At 48.7% G+C, this 11,774-nt stretch carries 11 protein-coding genes and 1 pseudogene; 4 read left to right on the forward strand and 8 right to left on the reverse strand.

The genetic code is table 11. From position 1 onward, the window contains the following. Nucleotides 1–471: 471 nt before the first annotated feature. The 3 genes and pseudogenes from Q0140_RS06880 to Q0140_RS06890 form a co-directional block, all read right to left on the reverse strand. Nucleotides 472–927: a hypothetical protein gene (locus Q0140_RS06880; RefSeq protein ID WP_297963161.1), complete on the reverse strand. Its 456-nt coding sequence runs from the start codon at nucleotides 925–927 to the stop codon at nucleotides 472–474. A gap of 596 nt (nucleotides 928–1,523) precedes the next feature. Continuing rightward, nucleotides 1,524–2,102, reverse strand: a pseudogene (locus Q0140_RS06885) (NAD(P)H-dependent oxidoreductase). Between the two features lie 137 nt (nucleotides 2,103–2,239). Next, the gene (locus Q0140_RS06890) at nucleotides 2,240–2,860 is read right to left on the reverse strand and encodes a Type 1 glutamine amidotransferase-like domain-containing protein (RefSeq protein WP_297963164.1); all 621 of its coding nucleotides are present in this window, start codon (nucleotides 2,858–2,860) and stop codon (nucleotides 2,240–2,242) included. Nucleotides 2,861–2,917: 57 nt separating this feature from the next. On the opposite strand from Q0140_RS06890, the gene Q0140_RS06895 reads away from it, so the two are divergent. Beyond that, entirely contained in the window at nucleotides 2,918–3,145 is a 228-nt protein-coding gene (locus Q0140_RS06895; protein WP_297963167.1) for a hypothetical protein, read from the forward strand. A gap of 86 nt (nucleotides 3,146–3,231) precedes the next feature. Here Q0140_RS06895 and lpxD read toward each other — a convergent pair whose 3' ends face one another. The 4 genes from lpxD to Q0140_RS06915 form a co-directional block, all read right to left on the reverse strand. After that, nucleotides 3,232–4,182: a UDP-3-O-(3-hydroxymyristoyl)glucosamine N-acyltransferase gene (gene lpxD / locus Q0140_RS06900; RefSeq protein ID WP_297963170.1), complete on the reverse strand. Its 951-nt coding sequence runs from the start codon at nucleotides 4,180–4,182 to the stop codon at nucleotides 3,232–3,234. Nucleotides 4,183–4,213: 31 nt separating this feature from the next. Then, entirely contained in the window at nucleotides 4,214–4,684 is a 471-nt protein-coding gene (gene ilvN / locus Q0140_RS06905) for an acetolactate synthase small subunit (RefSeq protein ID WP_297882007.1), read from the reverse strand. Nucleotide 4,685: 1 nt separating this feature from the next. Further along, nucleotides 4,686–6,380, reverse strand: coding sequence for an acetolactate synthase large subunit (locus Q0140_RS06910; protein WP_297963173.1), 1,695 nt, complete (start codon nucleotides 6,378–6,380; stop codon nucleotides 4,686–4,688). Between the two features lie 454 nt (nucleotides 6,381–6,834). Continuing rightward, a complete protein-coding gene (locus tag Q0140_RS06915; protein ID WP_297963176.1) occupies nucleotides 6,835–7,557 on the reverse strand; it encodes a helix-hairpin-helix domain-containing protein in 723 nt (240 codons plus the stop codon). A 113-nt stretch (nucleotides 7,558–7,670) separates the two neighbouring features. Here Q0140_RS06915 and pta point away from each other — a divergent pair, with 113 nt between their 5' ends. Beyond that, on the forward strand, nucleotides 7,671–9,269 hold the full coding sequence (gene pta / locus Q0140_RS06920; RefSeq protein WP_297963178.1) for a phosphate acetyltransferase: 1,599 nt from the start codon (nucleotides 7,671–7,673) through the stop codon (nucleotides 9,267–9,269). After that, nucleotides 9,269–10,501, forward strand: a complete 1,233-nt coding sequence (locus Q0140_RS06925; protein WP_297963181.1) for an acetate kinase — start codon at nucleotides 9,269–9,271, stop codon at nucleotides 10,499–10,501. Before pta ends, Q0140_RS06925 begins: the two co-directional genes overlap by 1 nt. A gap of 188 nt (nucleotides 10,502–10,689) precedes the next feature. Here Q0140_RS06925 and Q0140_RS06930 read toward each other — a convergent pair whose 3' ends face one another. Continuing rightward, the gene (locus tag Q0140_RS06930) at nucleotides 10,690–10,866 is read right to left on the reverse strand and encodes a hypothetical protein (RefSeq protein WP_297963184.1); all 177 of its coding nucleotides are present in this window, start codon (nucleotides 10,864–10,866) and stop codon (nucleotides 10,690–10,692) included. 158 nt (nucleotides 10,867–11,024) lie between these two features. Between Q0140_RS06930 and Q0140_RS06935 the strand changes: the two genes are divergently transcribed. Next, entirely contained in the window at nucleotides 11,025–11,648 is a 624-nt protein-coding gene (locus Q0140_RS06935) for a hypothetical protein (protein WP_297963187.1), read from the forward strand. Nucleotides 11,649–11,774: the final 126 nt, after the last annotated feature.

Genomic DNA, 11,774 nt, shown 5'->3' on the forward strand with positions numbered 1-11,774 from the left:
AAAATTTTATCAAGTGAATATAATTTAAGATCTATTTGTAGATCTTTCAGTCTCCGGATCGATTGATTTGGCGAGTTTTATAAAATTTTGATCAAATCCTGCTTTAAAATTTTAAAAATTCTTAATGAGCGGACAAATAAAGATCTGGCAAAACGTTTGTGCGATAGATAAATGCGCAGCGTGAAAACAAAGCTTGCGGCACAGATGCGAGACGCTCACAATGCCGATCTAAAAGCGCTCACAGGCCTTTTCGTTAAAATTTATCCGCGCAGTCTTTTGCATTAAAATTTATCTACGTAGCTTTTACATTAAAAATTTGACCGCGCAGCTTTTGTATTAAAATTTCGTCCAAAGCCTTCGCTCGTTAAATTTCATTTTACTATTGCTTGCCGAAATTTTACCCAAGCTGTCGCTTCTTTTTGCTCGGCTAAATTTTACTTTGTTACCTAGATTTCGCCTCCGCTTTTCCGGTTAAAATTTTATCCAAAATGCGGCAAGCTCGTAGCCGCGCGCGCTCAAACTTTCAAACGCAAGCGTAACGCCGCTGTTTAAGTCTAGCTCCAACCCCTCATCCGTTGTGCGCTCGCGATACTCAATCTGCTCACGATATAAAGCGTCTTTTGCTGCCGCAAGATATATGGGAGCTGGACAGCCCGATAATATCCAAGGTTCGATTTCGATTTGCCGCGCCCTTGCGCCGCCGAAATCCAAAGGCTCACTTCTGAAATGATCCGAAAAAATCATAAAAATTTCGCCCCGAAAAAAGTGAAATTCAAAGGCGCCGTATCTTAAAATTTCAGCTCCAGCGCTCTTAAAGCTCGCATCCGCAGAGCCAAGCATCGCGATGGTCTGCGCGCAGCTCAAGCCTCTTTCTACGCCCGCAAACTCGCCCAAGCGAAAGAATTTAAGCATATCGAGTTTAACCATCTCTTCCCCTATAGTAAATACACATCGCGCCTCTTAAAGCCACTAGCAGCACTGAACGGCACGCTAATAGTTACACGAGCCAGCCATCGCGCTCATCCATGCTTAGCACTCGCTGACATGGCACTAACGAGCAACGGCAAGCCAGACGCGTACATCACATAAAAGTGCGCCGCGTAAAATTTTATCTCGCACCGAGCCAAAATACAGCGCATTTGCAAAATTAAAAACGATCGCAAAATGCCACGTTGTTTCGCAAGTTTTATTTCGCACAGATTTAAAAGCTGCGACAGCCGTATGAAATTTTATATAGTGACTGCATAAATCGCGCGCCGCAAGACTTGAAATTTCACGCCGCAACGCCGCAAATTTCACACTTCCCGCACATCACGCAGTGTCAGTCAGCTGAGCAAAGCTCGAATCTCGCGATTTACGAAAACCTCGCGCGTCGCAAGCCACACTCGAACAAGTACTGCTTGGCATTATTTTAAAATTTCACAAACGACGTAATATCCGAACTTAAGAAGCGTTTTATAAATCCGTTTTAGCTCGTCTGGTGCTGTATTGCGAATAGATAAACTCGTTTGAGTCCGTTAAGACTAGCCGAAAACCCTTTTTAAATGCGCTTCGTAATCCCTCATAAAGCGCTCCATATCGGGATTTTTAATGACGTCGTTGCACATAAAAGTAGGCAGCCTTTTCGTGCCAAAAAATTCATTTGCCTTATGAAAATGCAAATAAACGCCGTCCACGCCCACGCCCTCGAAAAAATCGCCTGGCTTGTCAAATGCCTGAAGCGGCGCATTCCAAGTGACGCTTAGCATGTGCGATTTGCCCTTTATCAGGCCGCCGGTGCCGTATCCGTCGTTTGGACTCGCGCTGTGCCGCCCGTCGTTTGCCACTATCTTGCCTATGCCGCCCATAAACACCTCGTCTACGTACTTTTTGACTAGCCAAGGCTCGCCCATCCACCACGCGGGCATCTGCTAGATCACGGCATCCATCCATAGAAATTTTTCTACCTCAGCATCTATATCGTAGCCCTCGTGTATCGTAGTTTCGCACGTTTCGTGCCCTAAGGCTTGTAGCGTTTTTTTGGCTAACTCGTGCAGCGTCTTGCTTAGCTTGCCGCCTTTACCGTTAAAAGGCGCTCCGCCGTTGATAAGTAATATTTTCATTTTGATCCTTTGATTAAATTTATTCGTTAGCGACACTCGCACACCTAAGTTAAAATTTCACTTCGCAACCCTATGCGAAAATATAAGCGTAAATTTTATGAAGCGTTTAATTACTAATTTTACTTTTACGCCGCAGTTTACCGCCCTAAAATTTCAAATTTATCGCCGTGCACCGCGATCGCTTCGGCGTTATTTATCGGCGTCAAATTTAGCTTACTGCCGTAAATTTTTAAAATTTCAGCCGCGCTTTGCACGAAAGGCTCCTCGCCGTAGTGTACTACTGGATAGAATTTAACAAGATCTAGCCCAGTTTGCGCTGCTACTAATTCACTACCACTCGCATCGTCCATCACGCTCGCATACTCCACGCTAGGCGCCGCTATCATCGCACCCGCCGACTCGCCCACGTACACGAGCTCGCCGCTTCGGACGCGATCTGCGATGAGGCCAGCAAGATCTTTCTTTTTAAGTTCGCGCAAAAGATAAAATGTGTTGCCGCCGCTTACGTAAAGCACCCGCTCTGTGCCGATCTTTGCCTTTGCTTCGACCTTGCTCGCTTTTGAAACGTCTAAAATTTCAAGCGTAAAGCCCATTTTGGCAAACGCCTCTTTCGCCTCATCCACGTAGTCTCGGTACTCCTCTACGTTTGCGGCGGTCGGGATAAAAAGCACCTCTTTAGCGCGGATATTTTGTCTCGCATAGTCCTCAAAAAGCGTCGCCGCACCCGCAAAATAGGAGCATAAAAACATCTCTATCATTGTTTTTCCTTTAATTAAATTTGCGCTGATTTAAAGCGCTCGTAAAGCTTGGCCACAATGACTGCGAGCAAACGTATTTCAAAACGAGTAGATCAAATTCTACCGCGCCCACAAAGCAAGCGGAAGACAAAAAATGGCGTGAGCGGAATTCTGTCGATAAAAGGGCAAAATTTACCGCCGCAGCAGTTTGCAAACTATGCAAAAACCGAACGCAGCGCAAATCACTCCACAATCGCCAACTGCCTGGCGATTTCAAACTTCACTGAAACGACGCGAGCCCGCTAGATTAAGCTAGCTGGAGGAGTCGATCAGAGCGAACGATCAAAACGATCAAATTAAGCCGATCGATCTAATCAACCAAGGCAAAACGGCTAGTGCTTTTTATCTTTAAAAAATCTAACGATCTTGGCCTGCAGCTTGAACCACTCGCTAAGCTCCATTATAGGATGCCCTGCGTAGTTTTTGCCGCCCGCTAGATCCTTGCTTATGCCGCCGCGCGCCGCGATCTGAGCGAAATCGCCCACGCTTACGTGCCCGCCGCTGCCGCTCTGCCCGCCCATCACGACGTTACGCCCAAGCGTCGTCGAGCCCGCAAGTCCAACTTGAGAGACGATGAGGCAGTTTTGCCCAAGCTCGCAGTTGTGCCCGATCTGAACGAGATTGTCGATCTTGCTGCCCCGCCCAATTATCGTCGAGCCGAATACCGCGCGATCGATCGTCGTGCACGCGCCGATCTCGACCTCGTCTTGCAGCACGACGTTGCCATTGTGATAAATTTTAACGTGCTCACCCGTTTTGGTGTGCGCGTAGCCAAAACCGTCGCTTCCGATGACGGCGTTTGCGTGGATCACGCAGCGCTCGCCGATGATTGCGTCGTTGTAGATGACGGCGTTTGCGTGGATCACGCAGCCGCTTCCGATATGCACGTCATCGCCAATATACGCGCCGCTTAAGATGACGCAATCCTCGCCGATCGTGGAATTTACGCCGATATGCACGCCCTGCCCGATCTGCGCGCTGGCAGCGATCTTTGCGGGCGCGCCGCTGCGAATGAGCGGCTTAGCAAAATGCGCGCTTAAGATCGCAAAGGCTAGATGCGGGTTTTCGCACTCCAGCGCTCGCACGCCGTTTGGAACCACGGTGCCGCACTTTACCAATACGGCGGCTGCTTTGGTGGCGGATAAAAATTTCTCGTTTTTGTCGCTATCGCAGTAGCTTAGCTCGCTTTGCCTTGCGTTTTGAAGCGAATTTATCGCGGTGATCTCCGCGTCCGCTCCGCTAAGCTCTATATTTAAAATTTCGGCAATTTTGGATAATTTCATTTGCGCTCCTTTGATTAAATTTTATCGCCGCTTACATATCCAGCGCGACGCTGCCGCCGCGGACGACGTCGATCGGATTGTATTTTTTTATCGTCTTTAAAAATCCGTCGATGCGGTCTGCGTCGTCGCACGCCATGATGACGATCTTGCTGTCGTCGCTGTTTGCGATGCTGCCGTTGTAGGCTTTTAAAACTGCATCGAGCCCTGCTAAGTTTTCGCCCAGCGCGATCTTTACCAAAACCATCTCCTTTTCGACGAATTTTGCATCATCGATGACCTTGTAAACGGGAATCAGCTTATGAAGCTGCTTGGTGATCTGCTCTATGACGCGCTCGTCGCCCGAAGTGACGATGCTAAGGCGTGATAGACCCGTATTTGGAATCGGCGCAACGGTGAGGCTGTCGATATTATAGCCGCGCCCCGCAAAAAGCCCCGAGATCCGCGACAAAACGCCGTGCTCATCGGTAACGACGACCGATATTACTCTTCTTATGCTATTCATCCTACGACTCCTGCTCAAAAATCATATTATAAAGCGCGCCGCCTGCGGGCACCATCGGCCAGACGTTTTCGAAGCGATCGATCTTAGCCTCGATGACGCTTACCTTTTTACTCGCAAGAGCCTGCTTCAGCGCATCCTCAAATTCCGCTTTTGTACTAACGCTAAAGCCCACGCCGCCGAAGCCCTCGACAATCTTTACGAAATCGGGCTGCGAGCTAAGATCGGTCGATGAGAAACGCTGCCCGTAAAATAGGCTCTGCCACTGCCGCACCATGCCTAAGAAATTGTTGTTTAATACGATATTTACGACGTTTAGACCGCTCGCGCTCGCAGTCATCAGTTCTTGGATATTCATCAAAATCGAGCCGTCGCCGCTAAAATTTATAACCGGTCTATCTCCCGCATATGCCTTCGCGCCCAATGCCGCAGGAAGGCCGTATCCCATCGTGCCCTGCCCGCCGCTACTTAGTAGCGTGCGCGGCTTGCAAAACGGATAAAACTGCGCGACCCACATCTGGTGCTGCCCCACGTCCGTAGCGATGATAGCATCCTCGCCAGCGATTTTTGCGGTACTTTGGATAACCCACTGCGGCTTTAAAATTTCATCGCTGTCGTTAAATTTAAGCGGGTGAATTTCATCGTATTTGCGGATGAGCTCGCGCCACTGCTCGAAATTTGCAGAGCTAACCTCGCTTTTAATGCGTGGCAGCATCTCCTCTAGCACCGATTTCACATCGCCCACGATCGGATAATCCGCGTTTATGATCTTTGAGATCGAGCTAGGATCGATATCGACGTGGATGATCTTTGCGTTTTTGCCGAATTCGCTAAGCTTGCCGGTGACGCGATCGTCAAATCTCGCGCCCAAGCAGATTATCAGATCCGACTCGCTAAGCGCCATATTTGCGGCGTAGCTACCATGCATTCCTACCATGCCGAGGCGGTTTTTATCATCGCTTCGCATAGCCCCCAGCGCCATAAGGGTTTCAACGACAGGGATCTGCGCAAACTCGCTAAGCTCGCGCACCAGCTCGCTTGCGCCCGCGCTGATGACGCCGCCGCCGATGTAGAGGATAGGTTTTTTGCAGCTTGCGATTAACTCGACGGCTTTTTTGATCTGTTTAGCGTTGCCCTTATAGTTAGGCTTATAAGTCTGCATCTTGATTTCGCTAGGATATTCAAAAATGCCAAGCTTCGCCGTTACGTCCTTCGGCACATCGACATGCACGGGCCCCGGTCTGCCGCTGCGAGCGATATAAAAAGCCTCTTTTAAAATTCTAGGCAGCTCTTCGATCGTTTTAACTAGATAGTTGTGCTTGACGCAAGGGCGTGAAATTCCGATCGCATCAATCTCTTGAAAAGCGTCGGTACCGATGAGCGAGGTCGCCACCTGCCCGCTGATAAGCACGATCGGGATGCTATCGCTATACGCCGTAGCAAGCCCCGTAAGCGCGTTCGTAAAGCCTGGTCCGCTTGTAACGACTGCCACGCCTACCTTGCCGCTAGCGCGCGCGTATCCGTCCGCAGCCATCGCCGCGGCCTGCTCGTGGCGCACCAAAATATGTCTGAAGTATTTTTGTTTGTAAATTTCATCATAAATGTTTAGCGCCGCGCCGCCCGGGTAGCCGAAAACTACCTCGACCCCCTCCTGCCGCAACGCCTCCACGATCATCTGCGATCCGCTAATTTCTTTCATACGCCCATCCTGTTTCGTTGGAATAATTTTGTGATTATATTATTTTGTAAATTAAATTTCACGAATTTAAGGCGCTAAATCGGGTCGAATTTCAAATTTAATAGTAGCAAGACGGGGCAAAATTTCATAATTTAGCGAGAGTAGAAAAGGCAAATTTAAAATTTAGCCATAAATTTAAAACGGACGGGATGTTCGGATTTAAAATTTTAAAGTGCAGATTTGTTTTGACCAAACGCGGCGCATTAGTTTTAACGTAAAATTTTGGCTTGAAATTTTACCACGCGAGGCTTGGATTAAATTTATAAAATTCTTTGAAATTTTATCGTAGCGCAGAGCGATGCCAGCGTAAATTTGAAATTCCATAACTACGAAATTTTAAAATTTAGCCGTAAATTTAGGGCGGGCGGAATCTCGATTATAAAATTCTAAAATCCCGCCCGCATAAAATTAAATTTTAAAACCCTCTATCTACCTGCACGCCTACGCCCACGCTAGCGCAGTTACCGCTTTGCGGATCGCAGTCGCCGAAGCTTGTGACGCTACTGGATCTTTTCGAGCGGATCGTTCCCATATGCATAGGCACCGGCATGTTACGGCGCGAGCTTCCGCCGATTTCGCTATCGCTCATACTGCCAGAACTTCTCCTGTGAGAATAATCATCACGCGGAGGTGGCGGTGGCGGAGGAGGCGGTTTTATACCTCCGTGCGGAGGTGGTGGCATGCCGCCAGGAGGCGGGGGAGGAGGCGGCATCATGCCGCCGTGCCTACCATATCCTGGCGGAGGAGGCGGCGGTAAAGTACCGGTCTCTGTGATCGTGATGCCATTGCCGTAATTTTCAACGCGTTTGTAAGTATAGCCTCCATAAACCGTGCGGGTGCGGGTCTTTTCGACCACGACTATATCGCGATCAGGCTGCACCGGCTGCTGCACGTTAGCTCTAGGCGATATTTCAAAGCTCTTCTGCAGTTTGGCGGTATCGTAACTTGCAAAGCCGTTGATACCCTTTAGCTCATCTGCACTTGAAATTTCGCGCTTTTGGCGGTATTGCATAAGCATATCCGCCCTACCCGCATCAAGTCCGCCGATCGTCATCAGCTCGTAGCGACTAGCTTCGTTTATGTTGATTTTCGCCAAGGCGAGGCTCACTAAAAGAGCCAAAATCAATAAATTTTTCATGTGCGCTCCTTTGTTGAAAGTTACTAAATTCTAAACCCTCACGATAAATCTTTGATTAACACGCAAGCAAAATTTTGCTACAATTGCCTATCTTATTTCAAAAGGATCAACCGATGAACGGAATTTTGCTCCTATGCGACGAGCCTGTCGCCTACCAATCCGAACTAAAAAAACTAGATAAAATTTTATCCATGAGCTTTCACAACGTTTTGCAACTTTGCATCGCTGGCGACAATGCCCTTTTTAGCAGAAGCGAGCTTGAAAAAGCGCTCGCAAACGGGCAGGATGAGCGCGTGCGAAAGGCGGCGATAGAGCGCTTTGCACAGATCCTAAAGCAGTGTAATTTCGTACTGGTTCGCGGCGCCGCAGGAGCCGATATGCGTGAGCTAAATTTACAAATCGCCAAGGATTTAAATATTCCCGTTTGCGGATTTTATCCTAACGAAATTGCCGCGCGCATCGGCACGCGCTTGATCACCGCAGCAAAAGCGGTAAGCTTTGCCAGCATATATGAGGATAAAATTTCATTTTCCGCGCTAAGACCTGCACAAGAGGGTGCAAATTCTAAAAAATCGGAGCTTTGCGGCAAAAATTCTGCTTGCGAAAGCGATGCAAAATTTCACGACGAAAATTCCGCTTGCCAAAGCGGCGCGATAGAGCTTGATAAAGTCGTTGCCGACAAAAGCTACTTCACGGACGCCGCAAACTCCACGCGCTGTGAAATTCTAACCCCATTGAAATTTGAAAGCAAGCTCTACGCAAAGGCTCGAGCGAACGTTAAAACCGTCGTACTGCCCGAAAGCGACGATGAGAGAATTCTGCGCGCGGCCGCGATTATAAAGCAAAGCGGCGCTGCAAATTTGATCCTTCTGGGGCGACAAGATGAAGTGCAAAAAAGCGCAAGCAAGCTAGGTCTCGATCTAAGCGGCGTTAAAATTTTAGATCCGCAGACGGATGCGAGCTTGGAAAAATTTGCGCGCGATCTATATGAGCTTCGCAAGGCAAAGGGTATGAGCGAGGCGCAGGCGCGCGATCTCGTTCGCGACCGCACCTATTTCGGCACGATGCTCGTGTATGAAGGGCTAGCCGATGCGATGGTAAGCGGTGCCGGCACGACTACTGCGGAGACGATCCGCCCCGCGCTTCAGATCATCAAGACAAAGCCCGGCATCGCGAGCGTTAGCGGCGCGTTTATAATGTGCCTGGATACGCAGGCTCTGCTTTTTGCCGACTGCGCCGTAGCGCCGAGCCCGAGCGCAGAGTATCTGGCAGGTATCGCGATCTCAAGCGCTGCGACCGCAAAGGCGTTCGGGCTTGAGCCGCGTGTGGCGATGCTAAGCTACTCCAGCGGCGACAGCGGTAGCGGCGATAGCGTGGAATTCATAAAGACTGCAACGCAAAAAGCGCGCGAAAAGGCGCCGGCGCTTTTAATCGACGGACCGCTGCAATTCGATGCCGCAGTCGATGCAGCGGTCGCTAAGAAAAAGATGCCAGGCTCCGCGGTCGCAGGGCGCGCGAACGTATTTATCTTCCCTGATCTTAACTGTGGAAATATCTGTTATAAGGCCGTTCAGCGCACCGCAGGCGCCGTGGCGATCGGACCGATTCTGCAGGGCTTAAAAAAGCCGGTAAACGATCTAAGCCGCGGCTGCAAGGTCGCCGATATCGTAAACACGATACTTATCAGCGCAATTCAAGCGGGAGAGAATTAATGGATATCCTAGTCATAAATTCCGGCTCGAGCTCGGTTAAATTTAAATTCCACGATATGCTAAATCACGCCTGCATCGCAAGTGGGCTCATCGAGGAGATCGGCTCGACGCACGCAAGCGGAAGTATCAATTGCGCCAATGGACGAGGCATAAAAGTTGAAAACGAGCAAATTGCAAATCACGAAACCGCGATTGCGATTGCGATCGATCTTTTAAAACAAAGCGGAGTAATCAACGATCTAACTCAAGTAGGCGGCATCGGACACCGCATCGTTCAGGGCGCGGATTATTTCGACGCTCCCGCGCTCATAGATGATGACGTAATGGCTAAAATCGCCGAGCTTGCGCCGCTTGCACCACTACACAATCCCGCAAATTTAGCGGGTATCAAATCCTGCCTGAAGATCGCTCCGAAAATTCCAAACGTAGCGGTTTTTGATACGATCTTTCATCAAAGCATCCCGCCTTATGCGTATATGTACGCGCTGCCGTATGAATTCTACGAAAAATATAAGGTTCGCCGCTACGGCGCGCACGGCACATCGCATTGGTTCGTCTCGACGATGGGAGCGAAATTTTTGCGTAAAAAATACGAAAACTTCAATGCCATTACGCTACATCTTGGCAACGGATCGAGCGTGAGTGCTATAGAAAACGGCAAGTGTATCGACACCTCGATGGGGCTAACGCCGCTTGAGGGGATCATCATGGGCACCAGATGCGGCTCGATCGATCCTGCAATCATCCCATACATCGAGCGCGTCGCGGGCTACAACGCGCAGGATATGGACGTTATAATGAACAAAAAAAGCGGACTTTTGGGCATCTGCGGTGCAAGCGATCTGCGAAAGGTCTATGAAAAGATGGAGGGCGGCGAGCCGCGCGCGAAACTTGCGTTTGAGATGCTCGTTTACAGCGTCGTTAAGATGATCGGAGCGTATTACGCCGTGCTCGGGCGCGTGGACGCTTTGATCTTTACCGGCGGTATCGGCGAGAATGCGCCGCATTTTAGACAAAATGTCTGCGAGAAGCTCGCTCATATCGGCATCGAAATCGATGCGACAAAAAACGCAAAAAATACTGGCTCGATTAGAAATTTAAGCACGGCGGATAGCAAAATAAAAACGCTTGTAATCCCTACCAACGAGGAGCTTGCGATCGCCGAAGCTACGGTCGATACGATCAACAAAAACTCCGCGCAGATCGACTATCAGAAATACTCGGAATTTTAAATTTAAATTTTATCTAGTGGGATTCCGCGGTTATTTTGCGAGCAAGCAACGCCAACTTGCCTTTTCGTTAGGCAATTAAATTTTAGGCTTTAGCTGCGAGTTTGCGTGAAATGAAAGGGCTTTCTTTATTTAGTGGCTTTCTGGCTAAGACGATACGAGAAGTCGCTACGCTACGCGCGGGTTTAATTTTATTTGTCGCTTCCGATAAGGCTTAAATTCTTGCTCGGAAGAGGCGGAGCGGAATGGGCTATACTTGCGAAGCACCCTTTTACTTTGCTTCGGCTAGCAACCGCAAGCAGGTCTACCGCCCAAACCCCGCCTAGATCGCTACGCGTTAGAAGCGGCGAGATTTTATTTTTAAACAAAGCTTTGCTGGTTAAATTTAATAAATTTTATTTCAAATTTGACCGCAAAATTCCAAAACAGGTCCTTATTGTGAAATTTACCGGATAATAAGGCATAAAATTTTAAAATTTAGCGCAAGCCGGGTTTTGACACGCAAATTTTATTAAAGGAGCGAACGATGAGCGATTTGCTAAATTCACAAGGCGCGCAAGAGCAAGATACGCCGTATCCCGATACGAAATTCACTAAATTTTTCGGGCGACTTTACGCGGCGGTTTTTGCGCTGTTTGCGATCACGGCGCTTAGCGTATTCGTGCTGCCCGAAAATATTTTAGACGCAAGCGCGGCATGCGCGGACTTCGTTAAATTTATGAAGCAGTTTTTTCCAAACATCGCCGCAATCGGCAAAATAAGCCCGCATACGCAGCTTGCGGAATTTCACGTTGCAGCGATGTGGGTACCTATTTTAACGGCTTTCGCGCTAAGCTGCGTGTATTGTCCGATCGCCACATTCTTATACAAAAAAGAGCTTCCCGCAGTCAAGACGCAGCTATTTGTGATATTGCTCGCTATACCTTTCGCTTACTGGGCATTAAACAATTATTTCTACGCCGATTTTGCCATAAACGGCATCCCTCACAGAGTAGGCAGCGGACGGACGTTTCCAACTTTTGCGAGCAGAGAGAGCCTATTTGGCTGGATATCGTTTTTCACAGCCACCTCGATGTTTATGAGTATGCTTGTCGTGATTTCGCTTAACGATATAGTCCACTGGATATATCTATCGAGAAATAAAAGCTAAATTTTATAAAATCGCGGACGAATAAAATTCCGTACCAATAACTTTCAGGGTCATTTTACGAGCGCAAAGCGAGCGAGCGATAAAATTCCGCGCTCCGTTTTAGAACAAAAACAAGCGACGATTAAA

The organism is uncultured Campylobacter sp., from assembly GCF_938045405.1.
Taxonomy (GTDB): domain Bacteria; phylum Campylobacterota; class Campylobacteria; order Campylobacterales; family Campylobacteraceae; genus Campylobacter_B.